Source organism: Spirosoma arcticum (assembly GCF_054779955.1).
Window position 1 is genome coordinate 99,997 of sequence record NZ_BAAGXG010000008.1, and the last position, 19,221, is coordinate 119,217.

Below are 19,221 nucleotides of genomic sequence, written 5' to 3' on the forward strand. Positions count from 1 at the left end.
TGCCTTCGGGGGATCGGTAGCCGATGCTCAGGGGGTAGGTGCCCGCCGTGGTGACGTTGATGGTGACGGTGCGCACCTCCTGGTTGTTGCCCGAGCAGACCGGTGCAAAGCTCGTGCAGCCGCCAACCGCGTTAGTAACCACGATAGTACTGTCTTCTTCTGTCGAATTCAGCGATGAGCGCACGCGTAGTTGGGGTGTGCTGGCCTGTGACCCGGAACCAGTACGCGCTTTAGGCGAGGAAGGGGACAGCGTTCCGGGTTCCGTAGTGAGACACAGGGTCGCTTTGGTTTCAAATAAACTCTGCGCGTTAGCCTGCTTACTACCGCGCAGAAGCCGGAAACAGGTTCTGTCAGCGGCAGCGGTGAAATAGCCCTTAACCTGATACGTAGCCGTTGCTCTGGTCGGGTAGGTCAGTTCCCCGCTGACCAGTTCCGACAGGTCGCTTTCCGTCTGCTGAAACCCTTCCGGAGCTAATAGTTTAAGGGAATAGCCAGTGGCACCGGGCAGGAAAAACATTAAATTAGGCGGGATGTCGAGTAGCTGCGCTGTAATAGTTAAGATAATCGGCTCACCAACCGCAATTTGCTGTTTGTTGCAGGTTAGCGTGAAACGGATCGGGTCAGCGCTGGGACGATCCGTTGGAATGGCTGGCAGCCATTGTGACTTGTAGGAACGGACAACCGATAGCGAAGACTTCCCCGGAGTAGATGTGTACCGCAAACCTGGGCCGTCGGTTGGAGAAAAAGCATGCCCGGACTGGAGCGATAGTAGGACTGTAAGTGGACAGAGTAGCCAGTTAAAAAAAAGTATACATTGTTTCATAAGTACCGCTGAAGTCCTGCTAAAAGATGGATATAGAGTAAGCTATTCGCTCAGTTAATCCCGTAGCAAAAGGTTAGCCAATTAGTGAAAAGAATATACAAATAGTATAAATAATGTGTATTTAACGGTCAATACGGTATGTATTATGACGAAATATGGTACTTTTCGGTGGATTTTAGGGGGCGGCATTTGCATAGAACAGCACTCGGCATCCAACCCATCGAATGTTGCATTAGCTACCGCGAAGGCACGACACGTAGATAAATGAGGTAACTGGCAACAGGAGTCTGCTGAATTCGGAGGGGTATCAGAAGCTGGCGGTGACGAACAGCGCTGTTAATAACCGGTCAAAAAGTACGTCGGGCGGGTCGCCGGGAACTACAGGCGTGTTGTTAACCTGCTCAGGAATGGAGGCTTAAGCCTGTTCTGTTTTGAGTGGCCTGTAGGGGAAATTGAACGGTATCAGTACCGTAGCAGCGACAACGGTATGCGGGGCCTTTTTGAGTAAATATGTAGTTGGTATTACTTCACTACAGCAATAAACCCGCTAATGTGGCCGACATATAGCTGGCTAAGGTACCGCAGATCAGGGCTTTAAAGCCTAAACGGGCGAGGTCGCTCCGGCGGCTGGGGGCCAACTCGCCGATACCGCCAACCTGAATAGCAATTGAGCTGAAGTTGGCAAAACCACATAGGGCAAAGGAAACAATGGCGATGGTTTTGGGATCGAGCGTCTGCTTAATTTTGACCAGATCGAGGTAGGCCACAAATTCATTCACGACCATTTTGGTGCCCATCAGCGCCCCGGCTGCTTCAATGTCTTTGCTGGGTACGCCCATTGCCCACGCAAACAGGGAAAAGAATTTGCCGAGTATCAGGTTCAGGCTTAGGTTGCCCATTCCGAAGACGTAAAAACCGACGCGAAACAGTAAACTATCGACTAATGCGATGAGGGCGATAAATCCAATGAGCATGGCAATGACATTGAACCCAACTTTGAGCCCCTCGCTGGCACCGGATGCAATGGCGTCGAGCAGATTGGCATGCGTTTTTTTGATCGCGATCTTCACGGTTCCCTGCGTCTCCGACACCTGTGTCTCCGGCATCACAATCTTGCTGATGACCAGCGCTCCCGGTGCGGCCATAATGCTGGCTGCCAGTAGGTAAGGAGCCGGTACGCCGAGCGAAATGTACACCGCCAGTACCCCCCCCGCAATGCAGGCAAACGAGCCGGTCATACTCGCCAGCAGTTCAGAGTTGGTCATGCCACCGAGGTACGGCTTAATCATGATCTGGGCCTCGACCTGCCCCACAAACGTACTGGACACGTTCGACAGTGCTTCGGCCCCACTTACGCCCATGAGCCACTTCATGGCCCGCGCCATCACCGCTACCACACGTTGCATGATGCCGAGGTGGTAGAAAATATTGACCAGCACGGCCACGAAAATGATGGTCGGAATGACTTTGAAAAAGAAGATGAAACTGTTTTCGGGGCCAAAAGTCCGCGTCAGTAGCTCGGTGTTGACTAAGGGCGAAAACACGAACTCCGCACCTTTATTGGCTTTCTGGAGCAGCCGGTCCACGTAATAACCCAGTCCCTGAAAGAGTTGACGGCCAATGTCGGTCTTGAGCACAAAGACTGCCAGTCCGAATTGAAGGGCCAGCCCAACACCAACAGTACGGTAATTGATCGCTTTGCGGTTGTCGGAGAGGGCATAGGCAATGCCCAAAATTAAAACGATGCCAATCAGGCCGGTAAAACGATCCATTCAGTGAAGACGCAGTCAGGGGTGACGAGGTGCCAGTTAGGTGGCGAAGATAAGTAAAAAAGGGTGCAAGTGGCTGAAATAAGCACGTACACCCGCTTCACTTGCCGTACAAACCCGCCCTTGCTTCAGCCCAGCGTCGTTAGGTCGAGACTGAAGCCCGGCAGCACGTCTTCACCGGATAGCTGCCCTAAGCCATTAACTTCCGCTGTTTCCTGACCGGGGCGGTAGATATACGTCTTTTGCTCGTCGGGATCAATTAGCCAGCCTAACCGGCACCCATTGGCCATCCAGTCGTCCATTTTCTCTTTCGCATCTTTCATGCGGTCGTTGGGTGATTTCAGTTCGAGCACAAAATCAGGGCAAAGCGGTACAATTTTCTGGCGTTGCTCCGGCGTCAGCAAGTCCCAGCGGGCCTGCGCAATGGCCGACACATCGGGCGACATAATGGACGTGTCGGGAAGCCGGAACGCCGTTGACGAGTCGAAGAACTTACCAAATCTGGCTTGCCGATTCCAAAATGCAAAGTCAGCACTGATCTCAAAGTTTTTGTTGCCCGTTACTCCACCCGTGTTTGCCATAAATACAATATCACCGTTTTTTCGGCGCTCAAACTTCAGGTCCGGGTTGTCCTGACAAAAGCGGGTGAACTCGTCATCGTTCATGCGCATATCTTCCGGCAAATGCACCCGTATCGATTCCATATGATAAGTGGACTAATTCTCCTACGTGTAAAGATAGGGATAAATAAAACAGACGGAAGCCCGAAACAGAAGCTCTGAAGGACTCTGTTTACCCCTCCGCCGTCGCTGTAAATTACGCTTTCTGCTTCCAGGTAGCAATCATCAGCGGCCAGGCACCTGTGTAATAATCACCATCATTGGCCTGCTGGGGCAACTCCCTGAAAAAACGCTCACTTTGCTCCTGATTCGTGACGCCAGCTTGTAAGGCAATGGGTAACAGGCTCTGATAAACCGCCGTAAGCATCGGGTGTATCCGTTGCAACTGGTCGATAATACCGTAGACGTCGGTTCCGGTGGGCGGTCCAATGCCAGCCTCAACGAACAGCTGGGGCATTCGGCTCCCAATCCGGTAGTCTTTTCCGCCAGCCTCGAAGGTGCGCAGCAACACATTCTTAAACTCCCCGAAGGCCCAGGTCGTGGGATACATGTGCATGAAACTCATGTCATAATCCTGAATCAGCAGCGTACCGCCCGGTTTCACGCAGGCCCACAAACGGCGTAGCGCGTCGACCGGGTTTTTGAGGTGAATCAGCACTAAACGTGCGTAAACCAGGTCATAGGGAGCGTTGGGGAACCCGGTTGCCGTTTCCAGGTCCATCGCATGAAAACTAAATTGACGGCCAGCCGTTGCGGTTAGAACACGAAGCGCTTCTTCACCGACGGTCGAGTCGACGTCGATGCCCGTCACGTGGCCCGCTGGCCCTACCCGGCTTCCCAACAACCGCATCACTTCGCCGGGGCCGCACCCCGCATCTAAGCAATTCATGCCCTGCTGAATGCCGATGGCGTCTAAAGCCCGCACCGTGGAGGCTTCCCAGACGGCGGCCTGAACCCGTAATCGCTGATATTCGGCTGAGGTGTGCCCCATCAGGTAGGCACTGGTGAGCGTAGTTTCCATGAGGATTGAGGTGGTTTTAGCAGTAGTTGATCCGCTTACTACTGCTAAAGTTACCGTCCCAATCCCAGGCTGATTGCATCGACTGTGTAAGCGGTTGATCACATATCGGCAATGGCACGCTCGGCACCTTCCTGATACTCTTCCTCGATCTCGGCGATCTCGGCTGGTTTGACAGTCGGGTCAAATAACCGCGCGTTCGTAGTCTCTTTCTCGGTCACCTCGAAGAACCGCTCGTGAATATCAAACGGCTGGCTACCGGCCGGAACGGCGCACTTCTTAAAATCACCGTCTTCTTTCAATTCGTAGGCGTTGACGTTGTCGCGCAGATTGTATGCCAGAATTAAAATAGCCTGCTGTTTTACGCGCGGATCGGCCAGAAAAAACAACGATTCGATGCGCCGGTCGAAGCTCCGCACCATCACGTCGGCGCTACCCCCGTACACCTTGGCGTCGCCGTTGTTATGAAAATAATAAATTCGGGTATGTTCCAGAAAATCGCCGACAATCGACCGCACCGATATGTTTTCGCTCAGGCCCGCCCGCTGCGGGCGCAGGCAGCAGATGCTGCGAATGATGAGCCGCACAGGAACGCCCGCCTGCGACGCTTTGTAGAGCGCGTCGATCACCAGCTTGTCTTCCAGTGAGTTTGCTTTGATGCAGATGCCGCTGGGCAAACCGTGCTGGGCATTATCCGTTTCCACCTGAATCAGCCGCAGTAACTGCCCGCGCATGTCGCGCGGAGCCGTAATGAGATACTGGTACTCGTTGGGCAGTGAGTGGCCGGTGATGACGTTAAAAAACTCCGAGATGTCGTGCGTATACGTTTCGTTGGTCGTCAGCAGGCCAATGTCGGTGTAGAGTTTCGAGGTGTCTTCGTTATAATTACCCGTGGCCATGTGGGCGTAGCGCACCACGCGGCTCCCTTCGTTGCGCACCACCAACAGCAGTTTGGTATGGGTTTTGAAGCGGCTGATACCGTAGATAACGAAGCAGCCCGCTTTTTGCAGCCGCTGGGCTTCGCGGATATTATTTTCCTCGTCGAACCGCGCTTTCACCTCAAACAGCACTGACACGTGCTTGCCATTTTCGGCTGCTTTCAACAGCGCTTCCGTCACGCGCGACCGTTTGGCTAAGCGGTACACGGTTATTTTGATTGCCAGTACGTTGGGATCTTCGGCCGCCTGTTCGAGCAGTTGCAGCACCGGCTCAAAGTTATTGTAGGGGTGATGCAGCAGGAGATCACGCTGTTTGATGACCTCAAAAATGTTGTCGTTTTTGTCACGGCCGAACCCCAGGGGCGGCACTGGCGCGTGCTGCCGGGGCATGTCGTCCTTAAACTCAGGGTTGCCAATGATTTGCCAGAACGCCGAAAAGTCCAGCAGGGTATGCGACTCAAAAATATTAAGATCGTCGATCTCCCACCGCTTTTTGAGCAGGTTCAGCATCCAGGGTGATCGCACGCCACCGCTGCCGTCGGCTTCAACTTCTACGCGCGTCACCCGGCCGAGCCGCCGGTTCTTAATTTTCTGGCGTACCTCGTCGATAAAATCAACTTCGTCGTCGTCGTTCTCGTCGAGCGTAAAATCGCCGTTGCGCGTGATACGGAACAGATTGACCGACGTGATCTCGACGTTGCGGTATAACTTTTTGATGTTCTCCCGGATAATGGCCTCGATTGGTAAAAAGACAATCTGAGATTCGCCGACTTCCTCCCGCTCAAATGACAGAAAGCGCGGCAGGTTGGCCGGAATCTGAACGAACGACAGCCGCTGCCGGTCGTCTTCATCCTCCGAGCGCAGGCTTTGCAGGTCGGCTCCTTCGGGGTTCTGGGTAACAACGCCAAAGATCAGCACCTTCGCCAGCAGCACCGGAAATGTGTGCGTGTAGTCGTACAGCATCGGCGTCAGCGTCGGGTAGATGGCCCGGTCGAAGTAGTTTGTCGCTTCGGCCTGCTCGTCGGGTGTCAGATCAGCGTAGCTGCCCAACTGAAGTCCGTTCTCCGTAAAAAGTGGCAGCAACTGATCGGTAAAAACAGTTTGCTGCTCCTTAAAAAACTGCTGCGACGCGCTGAACAGCGCTTTCCGGAACGGTATCTCGCGCAGGCCGGAATAATCGACGCGCTGCTTATGGTAGTCGAGATAGTTGTACAGGCTACCGACGCGAATCGAAAAAAACTCGTCGAGGTTAGACGCTGAAATCGCCAGAAATTTAAGCCGTTCCATGAGCGTCCGGTCTTCCAGCGGAGCTTGCTGACTGCGGGCCTGGTCGAGTACGCGCTCGTTAAATTTCAACCAGCTCAAATCGCGGCTCAGGTAATTGCTCTGGTCAATGACCGTGCTGACTTTTTCGCTAACCTTAGCCATTTTGTCGGATGGTATTGTGGCTTTATCGGGCGTACGCTGAGTAAATCGTGAAACGAGGTTACCTAATAGTGTACGGTTCGGGTTTATGGAATAACGCATACGGATAGCAAAGGACGTTGAAATAGAACAAAAAAGCGGGCGTTTCGGCCCGCTTTCTGTTATCATTCGGTTAAATATCGATCTTGGCGTATTTGGCGTTTCGTTCGATGAACTCACGTCGGGGCGCTACGTCGTCACCCATCAGCGTCGAGAAAACGTGGTCGGCGTCGGCGGCCGATTCCACCGTCACAAGTTTAAGGCTCCGGCGGTCGGGGTCCATCGTCGTGCTCCAGAGTTGCTCAGCGTTCATTTCGCCCAGTCCCTTGTAGCGCTGCACGTTCACGTTTTCCTCCCGGCCACTACCGGCTAATTCTTTCACGGCTGCTTCGCGCTGTGCTTCGGTCCAGCAGTACCGTTCTTCCTTGCCTTTTTTAACGAGGTAAAATGGCGGCTGAGCAATGTAGATGTAGCCATTGTCAATCAGCGCCTTCATGTTGCGGTAAAACAGCGTCAGGATGAGCGTCCGAATGTGGCTGCCGTCCACGTCGGCGTCGGTCATGATAATGATCTTGTGATAGCGAAGCTTATCTAAGTTCATCACCGTCTCGTCGTCTTTCTTTTCGAGCCGGATGCCGAGGGCCGTCCAGATGTTCTTGATCTCTTCGTTCTCGTAAATCCGGTGCTCCATCGCTTTTTCGACGTTCAGGATTTTACCACGCAGGGGCAAAATGGCCTGAAACGCCCGGTTGCGGCCTTGTTTGGCTGTGCCACCGGCCGAGTCCCCCTCCACTAAGTACAGTTCGCACTTTTCGGGATCGGTGTCGGAGCAGTCGGCAAGTTTGCCGGGCAGACCCATGCCACCCATGAAGTCCTTGCGCTCGGTCATGATGCGCTTGTAGGCAAGGTCGGCGGCAATCCTGGCCTGGGCTGATACGAGCACTTTCTTGACGATGCCTTTGGCGGTATTGGGGTTTTCCTCCAGCCACGTTTTCAGCAGGTCGGCCATAGCCTGGCTCACCGCACTAACCACGTCCTGGTTACCCAATTTGGTTTTGGTTTGCCCTTCAAACTGCGGCTCGGCCACTTTCACCGAGATCACGGCGGTCAGGCCCTTGCGGAAGTCTTCGCCGGTAAACGTCACTTTACCCGAGTTCTTTGGCAACACACCGGGATTCTTGTCGGCGTACTCTTTCAGCACCCGTGTCAGCGCCGAGCGGAAGCCCTGCACGTGCGTACCCCCTTCAACGGTGCTGATGTTATTGACGTAGGACATAACGTTCTCACCGGCCTCGTAGTTGTACACCAATGCCACCTGCACGGGCGTCGGCCCTTTGAGGTTTTCCATGTACACCGGCTTCATGCCGTCGAGCGCGGGGCGCGTCTGGTCCAGGTACTCCACGAACTCAACTAAGCCACCCTGCGAGTAGAAATCGTCTTTGTTGGTCGGCTCGCCGTTTTCGTCCAGTTCGCGCAGGTCGTTCAGGAAAATGTGGATGCCTTTGTTCAGGTAAGCCAACTCACGCAAGCGACCGGCTACCGTGTCGTATTTATAAACGCTTTCGGTGAAGATGGTATCGTCCGGCTTGAAATGAACCGTGGTGCCCGAGTCGTCGGCGTCACCAATAACGCGAACGTCATACTGCGGAAAGCCGGTTTTGTATTCCTGCTCAAAGACTTTACCGTCGCGGTGCACTTCCACGCGAAGGTCGGTCGAGAGCGCATTGACGCAGGATACGCCCACGCCGTGCAGACCGCCGGAAACTTTGTAGGTGTCTTTATCAAACTTACCGCCAGCGTGCAACACGGTCATCACCACCTGCAGCGCCGAGACGCCCATTTTCGTGTTAATGCCCGTCGGGATGCCCCGGCCGTTATCCTGTACGGTAATGGAATTGTCGGGGTTGATGGTAACGGTAATCTTGTCGCAGTAACCCGCTAATGCTTCATCGATAGCATTATCGACAACTTCCCAGATCAGGTGGTGAAGCCCGCGAATACCCACGTCGCCAATGTACATGGCAGGGCGTTTGCGAACGGCTTCCAAACCTTCCAGCACCTGGATGTTGTCGGCACCGTAGTTGCCTAATGCAACTTCAGCGGGGGCGTCTGCTTCAATCAGTTCGTTGGTCATATCAAAGGTCAAATAATGTCAAAAAAATCGGTAGCAAAGCGGCACAAAACGGTGTGTGCGTATATGCGTATGCAGATTGTAAAAATACAAAAATTTCTCGTCTTTTCCTACCCGTCCCGGTAAGATTCAATTAATATAAATAAAAATGAGCCACTGGCCAAACGTTGGTCTATACGTTGCCTGTGCGGGGTTTTATGGCTGTGCAAACCGGACCCTGCGCCCCGCGCCACCCCGCAGCCGGATAGGCGTAAACAGGTTACGGAGACGATGTTCTTTCCGGAGGACGTTTCCTCAAAAAGTATTATTGTTGACACCGAAAAACCAGCGATTCGCCTTCGTTGCGGAGGTTGCTGCCGAGCCTGAATACGTACTGCAAAAAAGAAGCCGAACCACATTGATTCGGCTTAAAAAATAAACCCGGAGCAAGGCTAATCTTCGGGATAAGGAATGTAAACAAAACCGGCAAAGTCACCATGAACAACAAACAGGCAACAGTATTCGTCGGGCTTTTTATAGTTCTCTTTCCACAGTTCGACCGAGTCCGGCCCAATAAGCTCTCGCTGAATGAACTCGTCTAAAAACGACGCCTTATAATTCCACTGGTTGTCCATCTCCGTGGCTCCGATGAGCAACTGGCCTACGGGAATATCGCGACGCGACGCCACAAATACCGGGAACTCCGAAAAGCCTCGCGTCCTGATCTGGTACGACGCATCCTTGAGTTGATCGGACACTTTTATGAAATCCGACGAAATCGCACCCATCAATTGCTTATTGACATCGTACGAGTTGGCATCGTCGAGCAGGGTATTTTCGTTGCTGTGGTTAATCATGATTCAGTTAGTGAGTCGATGAGTTGGTCAGTCCGTTAGTCCATCCGGTGGGATTTTGCGTCAGCTACTCACTGACTGACCAACTTATCAACTGGTCGACTGTATTAAAATCGAGCAGCCAGCAACAGGTCTAAATCTTTGAAACGCAGGTTGAACTTGCGGGCGATGTAGGCGTTGGTAAGCGTACCCTTATGGGCATAAACACCTTTCATAAACCAACGGTTCGCATACATCATCTGTTCGATGCCGCCCGTGGTGCCGGTTTCCAGCAAAAACGGCAGGAAGATGTTGCTCAGGGCCATGCTGGCGGTGTAGGCCACGCGGGCCGCAATGTTAGGCACGCAGTAGTGAATGACACCCATGTGCTTGAAGGTGGGGTGCTTGTGGGTGGTCATGCGCGAGGTCTCGAAGTTGCCACCCTGATCGATGGACACGTCGATAATGATCGAGTCGGGTTTCATCCGGCCCACCATTTCCTCCGTCACCACGATGGGGCTGAGACCATCGTCGGCCCGCATGGCCCCAATCACAACGTCGGCCCGCTGAATGGCTTCGGCCAGCGTATCAGAGTCGATGATAGAGGTATACACATGCTGCCCAACGGCGTATTTAAGTCGCTGTAGTTTATAAAGCTGCTTATCGAACACCTTTACGTCGGCCCCCATGCCGAGGCAGGTACGAACGGCGTATTCGGTAACGGTGCCCGCGCCGAGCATCACAATCTTCGTGGGCGGAACGCCCGTGATGCCACCCAGAATGATGCCCCGCCCGTTGTCGGCATTGGTCAGGTACTCGCCCGCAATGAGCATAACGGTACTACCCGCAATTTCACTCATGGATCGGATGATGGGCATGCCACCACCCTGATCTTCAATGTACTCGTAGCCGAAGACGGTCAGGTTCTTTTCGTTGATTTTCTCAAAGTAGGTGCGTTCGTGCGCGGGTAGGTTGAGCGCCGAAATCACCGTGCTGCCCGACTTGACCATCTCGAATTCACCATCAACGAGCGGTTCTATTTTCAGAATAAGATTTGCTTCGTAGACCTCGTTGGGCGAGTAGGCAATTTGCGCCCCGGCTTCGCTGTACTCGTCATCCGGAAATTTAGCTTTCTCACCCGCTCCCTTCTCCACGATCACCTCATGACCGTTACGAACCAGAATGGACACCGCTTCGGGTGTGAGCGCAATGCGGTTTTCCTGAAGCGACACTTCTTTAGGCAAGCCGATAAGCAGGTTGTTCCGGCTGGTTTTTACGGCCAACGGCGATTCTTTCGGGTATAGGGCCGTTTGCTTGGCCAACTCTTCAAATCCGGTCACTTTACATACGTTTGTAAGTTTGTGGTTTGTAGTTTGTGGTTTGTGGTTAGCTGACCGCACCGGCGGACCGGCACGATTAATTTCGCGTCAGCTAACCACAAACCACAAACTACAAACCACAAACTAATTAACTAACTCCGTTTCAACCGTTCGACTGTCATCTGTTTCAACCCGTAGGCGAATCTGATAATAGGCAGCGGGCCATAATGCACGAATGCGTTCGGGCCACTCAACAAAACAGTGAGCTCCCGAGTCAAAGTACTCTTCAATGCCAATGTCCAATGCCTCCGCTTCATTACGAAGTCGGTAGCAATCGAAATGGTACACGGGTTTGCCTTCATGCGTGGTGTACTCATTCACAATGGAAAACGTAGGGCTTTGCACTAAGCTTATCACGCCTAATGTTCGGCATAAGGCTTTAATAAGCGTCGTTTTGCCCACGCCCATGTCTCCCTCGAACAGCCACACCCGCTGACCTGCTGCGCCGGACCGTCGCCCCTCCGTCAGCAGCCGGTGGGCTACGGTATCGAGTTCGTCGAGTTGGTGGACGTGCAGCGTCATTCGTTTGGGCTCAATGAAGCCGCAAAGATAGCAATTTTTAGACGGACCACTTGTTTCGCACGGGGCGGCTGAGCAGCCGGTTGTTATGCATTACAGTAGCAAAAAGTGGGCAGTCGACAAGCTATACTTGCCCACTGCCCACACGTGTATTTGAGTTTGTAGGTTTATAGCTGGCTAACGCCTGGAGGCTTGTGCCGGGTCACTGACGGTCGGCCGCTGTCGTGCGGTCAACCAACTACAAACGCTCACCCAACGAACTCAGTAACTTAATAACCCGGATTCTGCTTCAGCGTCGCTTTCCCGTCGAGGAAGCTGTTGTTGATTTCATCGACGGGCAGCGGGAAATACTCGTGCTTGCCTTTAACAAACGTAGCCCCGTTCAGATACGGGCGTTTCTTCGACTCAACGGCTAAGTAGCCATTGACGTAGTCGCCTGCAATACCCCACCGAACCAGGTCGAAGAACCGGTGGCCTTCCATCGCAAACTCCAGGCGTTCTTCGTGCCGAACCGCTTTCAGGGCTGAAGCTTTAGACGCAAAAACGGGCGAACCAGCCGGGTATTCGTTGACGACGTAATTAGCCGCCGGTTTACCATCCGGCAGGGTGACCATCGTGCTGGTTTTGGCCCGTTTGCGGATTTGATTGACCAGTTCGCGGGCTTTGTCCGGGCTTTCAACTTCGGCCAGCCACAGCAGTACGTGTGAATACCGAATCATGCGGTAGTTGTTGGCAACCCGGCGTTTGTTGGTCGAGTGGGAGTTGGTGCCTTCTTCGCCCTTGTAGTACATCCATTTTTTGCCTGTGTACGGCCCGCCGTAGTTCTGGTCGCGCACCCAGGTAACGCCCTGCATCAGGCCCCAGTCGAGGAAGGGAATACCCCGGCAACCGACCGTATGATCCAGACGCGGATCGACGGGGGTTTGCATGTCCGGCGTGTAGGCATCCGTAATTTTCAGGCCCTGATCGTTTTTCAGGTCGGTGTCGTTGTAGGTATCCAGCAGCGGCAAACCGGTCGCGTCGGTCTTGTAGGCATTGACTAAGTTGAGCGAAGGCTGATAGAAGCCGCAGCAGCCGCCCCCCGGTGCCCCGGAGAAGTACGGCCAGTTCAACTCATCGCCGGTGTTCCCGTTGTTCCCGTTTGTTCCATCATTTACCGAAAACTGTATCTCGAAAATAGACTCCGCGTTGTTGTTGGTAGCCGCGCGATGGTTGTCTAAGAAGTCGACTAACCGGTACTTTCCACCCGCAATAATACCTTCCAGCAACGGTTTGGCTTCGGCATATTTCCGCTGAAATAGATACGCCTTTGCCAGGAAAGCCTGCGCTGCGTATTTAGTCGCCCGGCCTTTTTGCGTCTGATTGACCGGCAGATTGTCGGCCGCGAATTTGAAATCGGCTTCGATGTTTGGCCAGATGTCTTTATCATTCGGTACTTTGGTTGAGCTGGGATCGGTAGCCTTGTACGTTTTATCGTCGATGTACGGCACCATGTTCCACATCTTTTTGGCTTCGAAGTGATAGTGACCGCGCAGGAAACGGGCTTCGGCAATAACCTGTGTTTTATCGACATCCGGCATATCCGTCGCCAGCGCCACCGTCTGAATCACTTCGTTGGTGCGCGAGATGGCGTCGTACACATGACGCCACTTGCCGCGCATGCCGGATACCCCACTTTGGTGGCGCTCATGGCGGGCAAACGGGTCGCAAACCCAAACTTAATGGAGTTCGGGTCGTTGTTAATTTTTAGCACTTCGTTGCGGTACGTCGAGAAGTTACCACCGACTGAGTACCGCAAATTGCCACCGGCTGCCTTTCCGTTGTAGTTGATAATCAGGTAAATGCCTTTGTTCTGCATGTCGCCGATGTTCGTAAACGGAACGGTAGCAATACCCTGCGTCTGGGGAATGTCAATCTGCGTCAGCATATCGGTCGTCTTCTTGATGTACCAGTCGAAAACAACCTCGATTTTGTTGTTCAGTAGGCTGGCATCCAACCCGATGTTGGTGGATGTTGTGGTTCCCCATTTCCCGTTCGGGTTGCTGAACTGCACCAGGTCGAAGCCCGGCACGATGGACGATTTCGCGCCGTTGATGTCGTAGTGGTTCTCAATGGGCCGCGATTCATACAGCGTATAGGCATTGTAGATGTTCGGGATGTTCTGGTTGCCCGTGGCACCCCAGCCCGCCCGCAGTTTCAGGTCGGAGATGAAGTTGATGTTTTTGATGGCTGGAATCTCCGTTAACCGAACGCCCACGCTGGCCGCCGGAAAAACGGCATAGCGGTTGGCGGCACTGAAGCGCGACGACCCATCGCGACGCAGCGTGAAGTCAGCCAGCAAAAACTCTTTGTAGGCGTAGTTGACCTTGCCGAACAGCGAGAACAGCCGGGTGCGGTTAGCGCCCCGACCACTGTTTTGCAAGCCTAATGGGCTGCCCGCGTTCAGGTAGCGGTAGTCGAGGTCATCGAAGGCGTAGCTGCTCCGGGTGGCATCGAAAATGAAGTCGTACGTAGCTACTGATTCTGTACCGCCGAGGATATTGACCGTGTGGTTGCCAAACGTCCGGTTGTACGTCAGCGTGTTATACCACGTCCAGGAATTGTCGTACCGGTTTTCCGAGCGGAAGCTATTGGCATTCCGGGCTTCGGTCGATTCGGGGTCGCGGGGCGTAAATTGATCGAAGTTGTAGGTGTTGTACTCAACCCCAAAACTGGTTCGGAACGTCAGGCCCTTATCCGGCGGTCCTGAGAATAAGCCCCCGTGTACAGCAGTCAGCTAAGTAAAAGCAGAGGGAAATTATGGTACGCTCGTTGTAAAGAGTTTATGTAATAATTTGATTATAAGTTAGTTAGAGTTGTTTTTAAGTAAATACTATTAAGTAATTATGCTTAAAGCTGTGTTGGTGCTGTTTCTAATCAAATCTTTTCTTGAATTCGTGATAAGTAGATAATCTGCCACTCAAAAAAGGCCAGTCCTATACCCCATAAATGGAGCACAGGACTGGCCTTTTTTGAGTGGCGCTTACTGTTAGGTGCTGAAAGAAAAATTTACACTAATTGCAATTCGTCAACCACACGCTGCACTTTGGCTTTCAACTGAGCATACGTTTCGTCGAAGGCGTCTTTGCTGGCGAGCGGCTCCACTACGCTGACGTAGAACTTGATTTTGGGTTCGGTACCGCTCGGCCGGGCTGATACTTTGGTGCCGTCGGCGGTGAAGAACTGAAGCACGTTGGACGATTCGATACCCATGCTGCCCGATTTCATGGCCGTCGACTGTCCGGTTTTGGCGTCTAACCGCATTAGGCTTTTGTAGTCGTCCACCCGCACCACCGGCGACCCGGCAATTTCTTTAGGCGGGTTGGCCCGGAAGTCGGCCATCATCTGCTGAATGGCTTCGGCTCCCTCTTTGCCTTTTTTGGTCAGCGACACGAGCGCTTCGTAGTAGAATCCGTTTTCCTGGTACATCGCCATCAGCAGGTCGAACAGGCTCAGACCCCGGTCTTTGGCCGACGCCGTCAGTTCGGCAATCATGGCGCAGCTCGCAATGGCGTCTTTGTCGCGCACGAAATCGCCGATGAGGTAGCCGTAGCTTTCTTCGCCCCCGCCAATGAACTGCTCCCTGCCTTCGAGTTCGCGGATGACCTCGGCAATGTATTTGAAGCCCGTGAGTGTGTTGTAGCACTTGACGCCGTAGCGTTCGCACATTTTGTCGATGAGGTCGGTAGTGACGATGGTCTTGGCCACGAATTCCTTGCCCGTCAGCTTGCCCGCATCCTTCCAGGCGTTGAGCAGGTAATAAATTAGCAGGCTGGCCATCTGATTGCCGTTCAGCAACTCAAACTCACCGTGGTGATTGCGGGCACCCGCACCCACGCGGTCGGCGTCGGGGTCGGTGGCCATCACCAGGTCGGCGTTGAGCTTGTTGGCTAAGTCGAGGGCAAGCTGCATGGCGGCCCGCTCTTCGGGATTGGGCGATTTCACGGTCGGGAAGTTGCCGTCGGGCGTGGCCTGTTCTTCTACAATATGCACGTTGGTGAAACCGAGCGCTTCGAGCGTACGCGGCACGAGCGTGATGCCGGTGCCATGAATGGGCGTGTAGACGATGTTCAGATCGGCCTGCCGCTTAATCACGTCGGGGTTGACGGCGTTGGATTTGAGCCGTTCTACGTAGGGCGCGTCGATTTCCTCATCGATCATCTGAATGCGATCTGGTACACCGGCAAACTTGATGGCATCAATCGACGTGATTTTATTCACCTCGGCAATAATGGCTTTGTCGTGCGGGGAGACCACCTGACCACCGTCGTTCCAGTACACTTTGTAGCCGTTGTATTCGGGCGGGTTGTGCGAGGCCGTGACGACGATCCCACTCTGGCAACCCAACTGCCGGATGGCAAACGAGAGTTCAGGCGTGGGGCGCAGGGCAGAGAACAGGTACACTTTGATACCGTTGGCGGTGAAAATATCGGCCACTAACCGCGCAAATTCGGGACTCATCCTTCGGCTGTCGTGGGCAATGGCGACGCTGATATCCTCACCCGGAAAAGCCGCGAGTATGTAGTTAGAAAGTCCCTGGGTGGCGGCTCCGACGGTGTAGCGGTTCATGCGGTTGGAACCCACGCCGAGCACACCCCGTAGCCCGCCCGTCCCGAACTCGAGGTCGCGGTAGAAGGCGTCGGTGAGTTCGGTGGTGTTGCCTGAGTCGATTAGGTGCTGAATTGATGCTTTGGACTCTGCGTCGTAGGGGCCGCTGAGCCACTGGTCAACGCGCTGCTGGGTTGGAGAGTCGAGGGTTTGGGTTGTCATCTGTTTGATATGAAATATATTACGGGCAACGATGTGTATTTATTGATGCCACCGTTTTGATTGAAAATTAGTGCGAAAACGTCAGAAATCCGTTAGCCGTCAGGTCTTCATCTAACTCCTCCCAGTGAATGCCACAGCCACCGGCAACCAATTCGTATCGGTTACGTTGCTCGGACGTAGCCTGTTGTAAACGTGGAAACCAGGCCAGCGGACTACCAACCACCCGGCCATCGTTTAGTTCGACGTACACCCGCGTCTCGTCAAACCACACGCGCTGGGCAGTAAACTTGTCGGTTTGCATAAAAGCTTACTGACGATGGATGTTATTCCGCCAAAATTACGATTACGTCAACGTCTTACAAATCTTCATAGTAGATTCATCCGGTGCTCTGCTCCGTTGCGGTATTCTGAAAATCGTATCTCTGATTAACAGCCAATAACCGCTCAGATGGGAGCCACTGACCGTTGCCGAGTTCCACCGCATGTACTTTAGGACAATCATTTGTTGGCTGTTTAGGGTCAATTGCTCTAATTGCCCCGGCGCGATGGGTCATAGAGTCGTTCGTCGATCCCAAACAGGTCAACGCTGACGACCTGACAGCCCGAAAAAAGCGGATGGCGCGGGTTGATCAGGTAATTGACCATCATGGGTACAACGGAACTGGGTACTTCGACGATTAAGCAATCCGGTTCGCGTAACCAGTCCAGCAGAAACAGTTGAGAAGGTGCAGGCTGAGCGCTGCCGGTGGCCCGCCATTCAGTCGGTAGTTCATCGGCCCGGTATGAACGGATCGAGTCCGGTACGTCGAGGGTAACCAGGTAATACTGCGGAATACGTTTCGGGTTGATATGGACTAGCACTTCCAACAAGCTCAGAGCCGGTGATTCGGTCGTGTAGAGCAATGATACCCCTTTGGGATTCCAGCGACCGCCGTACAGAGCCGCCCCTTGTCCTGATAGTGGTTCCTGACGGTAAGCGGCCTGGAGCAGTCGATAAACCAGCATCTAAAAAAAGATGCCGTGCTCAATCCGGCCTAAAACATCGTTGACCTGCGTAAAGCCAGCGATGGTGGTCAGGGTTTGCAACGCGGTTCGCCCGTCCAGTTCCCCTAATGGGTAGCGCAACCAGTCCTGCAAGGCTATCTCATCTCCGCCGTAAACGCGTAACCCATGCTGAATGACCCCGTTCAACAACTCCATCCGCTCAGCAGTGGGGCCGGTTAGGGTGGTTTGCCGCCGTAGCCGGTGGAGGGTGCTTTCCGAAACCTGAAGCAACGGAGCCAGTTCTTTCAGGGTAACGCCTAACTGGTGAGCTAACTGATTGAGCTGCGCATCCAGTTCAGTGGGTTTAATTCGGACGGGCCTCCGGGCAATCGGACCGGTGGAGTGGGTGCGTAGCTGATGAGTGACTTTCATGGTTGTATAATTAGCAACTGACAATTATATAACAATCAATTGGTCATTGCAAGTTCTTCCACGTTAACGGGTAATCGACAGCGAAGCGGAAACCCACTCTGTTCTTTTACTGGTTAATCCCGCCAGCCTTCGGGTTTATTCGGGGTGCGGGTATCGCTGTCCACGCAAACCGCCGTTGGCGTTGGACGGAACGTCGCATTCGGTTTCTGTGTCCCCGTATTGGGATCTATATTTAGATCTTCCGGTGAGGGGAGTAGACCATTGAGTCCCAAAAATAGACCCGGTGGCCTACCCGTATTCTGTTTTCGATCTAACCAGTAACGCACGGGCGCAATCGCTGAAGCTGCGAAATAACCGACAACGTTCTCCCGACTGTTGGCCAGATTACGCACATTACCAACCAATGCAGTAGGGGGCGAATCGGCCAAGCCACCACTACGCTGGGTTTGGTCCTGCGCCAGTTTGTAGTACAAATAAGCCGGTTGAGTGAGGGACGTTTGCCGAATCTCGACCAGACAACCATTGGCGCTGTAATACGGAATCTGAGCGACCCGACGTCGTTGAATCAACCCGCCGTTACTAAGCTGATCATCGAATAAATTGAGATCGAAATTGCGGATGATCTCCCAGCAGGCGGTTCGACAGGCGTATTCATTCACGAAATAGCCATTCTTTCCCTGGTCGTCGGGGAAGCAAGCCTCGTACGGCTTATTGTTGATTGGACTGTTGACGAAATAGAATCCTTGTGTGCAGGTGTGGCACCAGTCCTGTTTCTCCCAAAGCTTCCAATCCCAGCGGTAGTAGTTGTGCTGGTCGGCCGGGTCCTGCCAGTCCACAAAAAAGTCGTTAGCGCCCCGGTACGGATTATAGCTACCATTGTAAAGTTGAGCGGGCAGGCTGGTCGGATCGAATCGGGTGCTGACGTTGGTGATGGGTGACACGGCGGGCATCACCTCGGGAGCAGATGCATAGCGGCTACCATCCCTGAGGGAAAACTGTAACTGGTAACTGTGCCCTACCTGCCCCGCAAAACCGACTGGTGCCTGATAGCGACCTGGCTCCGTTTCGGTCATTGGAACGACCTGTGAGGAATCAACAAGGATGACTACGATGGCCTCGGTCAAGGGCAACGTCCCAAAACGCCCCGTTAACGGATCAGATTTAGAGCGATTAAGCCGGACCACCTGCGGCTCGTCCAGGTTCGTAATCGTGCCGTCGACCACAATGACATTCACTCGTTCGCGCAGAGTTACATCGAGCGGGTCTACGCAGGCTGTCATTAAGAGCACTAAGACGAGGCCGATACGGGTGAGATCAGGAGGTACACGCATGGGTCACGAAAACGGGAATCGTTGTGCTTGTGCTGGCTAATGCTGTTCAGCCAAACGGTATAAACGTACTATTCTGAGCGGTAGATTAAAAAATGAACGTTTTTCAGTATTTCACATCAATTTACCGTTTATCTTGACAGAAGCTAAGAATTAATTCATAAAGTCTAAAACGGACATTCACTCACTCAATTT

Annotated in this window: 16 protein-coding genes; all 16 read right to left on the reverse strand. The window is 53.3% G+C overall.

The genetic code is table 11. The features are described from left to right. A partial coding sequence (locus ACYVHB_RS18925; RefSeq protein ID WP_461053346.1) for a hypothetical protein occupies positions 1-721 on the reverse strand: 721 nt, incomplete at its 3' end. Between the two features lie 632 nt (positions 722-1,353). Then, positions 1,354-2,595 (reverse strand): NupC/NupG family nucleoside CNT transporter, encoded by a 1,242-nt coding sequence (locus tag ACYVHB_RS18930; protein WP_461053347.1) that lies wholly within the window; start codon positions 2,593-2,595, stop codon positions 1,354-1,356. 125 nt (positions 2,596-2,720) lie between these two features. Continuing rightward, on the reverse strand, positions 2,721-3,296 hold the full coding sequence (locus tag ACYVHB_RS18935) for a Uma2 family endonuclease (protein ID WP_461053348.1): 576 nt from the start codon (positions 3,294-3,296) through the stop codon (positions 2,721-2,723). 112 nt (positions 3,297-3,408) lie between these two features. Then, positions 3,409-4,233, reverse strand: coding sequence for a class I SAM-dependent methyltransferase (locus ACYVHB_RS18940; protein ID WP_461053349.1), 825 nt, complete (start codon positions 4,231-4,233; stop codon positions 3,409-3,411). A 98-nt stretch (positions 4,234-4,331) separates the two neighbouring features. Beyond that, on the reverse strand, positions 4,332-6,596 hold the full coding sequence (gene ppk1 / locus ACYVHB_RS18945) for a polyphosphate kinase 1 (protein ID WP_461053350.1): 2,265 nt from the start codon (positions 6,594-6,596) through the stop codon (positions 4,332-4,334). Between the two features lie 169 nt (positions 6,597-6,765). After that, entirely contained in the window at positions 6,766-8,766 is a 2,001-nt protein-coding gene (gene gyrB, locus ACYVHB_RS18950) for a DNA topoisomerase (ATP-hydrolyzing) subunit B (RefSeq protein ID WP_461053351.1), read from the reverse strand. Positions 8,767-9,194: 428 nt separating this feature from the next. Next, positions 9,195-9,599 carry a hypothetical protein gene (locus ACYVHB_RS18955; RefSeq protein WP_461053352.1) on the reverse strand — a complete coding sequence of 135 codons (405 nt, stop codon included), beginning with the start codon at positions 9,597-9,599 and terminating at the stop codon, positions 9,195-9,197. A 104-nt stretch (positions 9,600-9,703) separates the two neighbouring features. Next, on the reverse strand, positions 9,704-10,915 hold the full coding sequence (locus ACYVHB_RS18960) for an alanine dehydrogenase (RefSeq protein ID WP_461053353.1): 1,212 nt from the start codon (positions 10,913-10,915) through the stop codon (positions 9,704-9,706). Between the two features lie 123 nt (positions 10,916-11,038). Further along, the gene (gene tsaE / locus ACYVHB_RS18965; protein WP_461053354.1) at positions 11,039-11,476 is read right to left on the reverse strand and encodes a tRNA (adenosine(37)-N6)-threonylcarbamoyltransferase complex ATPase subunit type 1 TsaE; all 438 of its coding nucleotides are present in this window, start codon (positions 11,474-11,476) and stop codon (positions 11,039-11,041) included. A 266-nt stretch (positions 11,477-11,742) separates the two neighbouring features. Further along, positions 11,743-13,134 (reverse strand): RagB/SusD family nutrient uptake outer membrane protein, encoded by a 1,392-nt coding sequence (locus tag ACYVHB_RS18970; protein ID WP_461053355.1) that lies wholly within the window; start codon positions 13,132-13,134, stop codon positions 11,743-11,745. Further along, positions 13,080-14,249: a TonB-dependent receptor domain-containing protein gene (locus tag ACYVHB_RS18975; RefSeq protein WP_461053565.1), complete on the reverse strand. Its 1,170-nt coding sequence runs from the start codon at positions 14,247-14,249 to the stop codon at positions 13,080-13,082. The genes ACYVHB_RS18970 and ACYVHB_RS18975 overlap by 55 nt, the downstream gene beginning before the upstream one ends. Before the next feature lie 272 nt (positions 14,250-14,521). Beyond that, positions 14,522-16,282, reverse strand: coding sequence for a phospho-sugar mutase (locus ACYVHB_RS18980; RefSeq protein WP_461053356.1), 1,761 nt, complete (start codon positions 16,280-16,282; stop codon positions 14,522-14,524). A gap of 67 nt (positions 16,283-16,349) precedes the next feature. Continuing rightward, positions 16,350-16,583, reverse strand: coding sequence for a DUF2442 domain-containing protein (locus ACYVHB_RS18985; RefSeq protein WP_461053357.1), 234 nt, complete (start codon positions 16,581-16,583; stop codon positions 16,350-16,352). A gap of 227 nt (positions 16,584-16,810) precedes the next feature. After that, positions 16,811-17,287 (reverse strand): RES family NAD+ phosphorylase, encoded by a 477-nt coding sequence (locus ACYVHB_RS18990; protein ID WP_461053358.1) that lies wholly within the window; start codon positions 17,285-17,287, stop codon positions 16,811-16,813. Then, entirely contained in the window at positions 17,288-17,698 is a 411-nt protein-coding gene (locus ACYVHB_RS18995; RefSeq protein ID WP_461053359.1) for an antitoxin Xre/MbcA/ParS toxin-binding domain-containing protein, read from the reverse strand. A gap of 113 nt (positions 17,699-17,811) precedes the next feature. Continuing rightward, positions 17,812-19,029: a DUF4249 domain-containing protein gene (locus tag ACYVHB_RS19000; RefSeq protein WP_461053360.1), complete on the reverse strand. Its 1,218-nt coding sequence runs from the start codon at positions 19,027-19,029 to the stop codon at positions 17,812-17,814. Between the last annotated feature and the right edge of the window lie 192 nt (positions 19,030-19,221).

What these genes read in the sequence shown, in the direction of transcription:
- gyrB (WP_461053351.1), bottom strand. Translation starts at nt 8,766, where the DNA reads ATGACCAACGAACTGATTGAAGCAGACGCCCCCGCTGAAGTTGCATTA.
- ACYVHB_RS19000 (WP_461053360.1), bottom strand. Translation starts at nt 19,029, where the DNA reads ATGCGTGTACCTCCTGATCTCACCCGTATCGGCCTCGTCTTAGTGCTC.
- ACYVHB_RS18940 (WP_461053349.1), bottom strand. Translation starts at nt 4,233, where the DNA reads ATGGAAACTACGCTCACCAGTGCCTACCTGATGGGGCACACCTCAGCC.
- ACYVHB_RS18970 (WP_461053355.1), bottom strand. Translation starts at nt 13,134, where the DNA reads ATGCGCGGCAAGTGGCGTCATGTGTACGACGCCATCTCGCGCACCAAC.
- ACYVHB_RS18995 (WP_461053359.1), bottom strand. Translation starts at nt 17,698, where the DNA reads ATGAAAGTCACTCATCAGCTACGCACCCACTCCACCGGTCCGATTGCC.
- ACYVHB_RS18955 (WP_461053352.1), bottom strand. Translation starts at nt 9,599, where the DNA reads ATGATTAACCACAGCAACGAAAATACCCTGCTCGACGATGCCAACTCG.
- ACYVHB_RS18990 (WP_461053358.1), bottom strand. Translation starts at nt 17,287, where the DNA reads ATGCTGGTTTATCGACTGCTCCAGGCCGCTTACCGTCAGGAACCACTA.
- ACYVHB_RS18985 (WP_461053357.1), bottom strand. Translation starts at nt 16,583, where the DNA reads ATGCAAACCGACAAGTTTACTGCCCAGCGCGTGTGGTTTGACGAGACG.
- tsaE (WP_461053354.1), bottom strand. Translation starts at nt 11,476, where the DNA reads ATGACGCTGCACGTCCACCAACTCGACGAACTCGATACCGTAGCCCAC.
- ppk1 (WP_461053350.1), bottom strand. Translation starts at nt 6,596, where the DNA reads ATGGCTAAGGTTAGCGAAAAAGTCAGCACGGTCATTGACCAGAGCAAT.
- ACYVHB_RS18935 (WP_461053348.1), bottom strand. Translation starts at nt 3,296, where the DNA reads ATGGAATCGATACGGGTGCATTTGCCGGAAGATATGCGCATGAACGAT.
- ACYVHB_RS18930 (WP_461053347.1), bottom strand. Translation starts at nt 2,595, where the DNA reads ATGGATCGTTTTACCGGCCTGATTGGCATCGTTTTAATTTTGGGCATT.
- ACYVHB_RS18980 (WP_461053356.1), bottom strand. Translation starts at nt 16,282, where the DNA reads ATGACAACCCAAACCCTCGACTCTCCAACCCAGCAGCGCGTTGACCAG.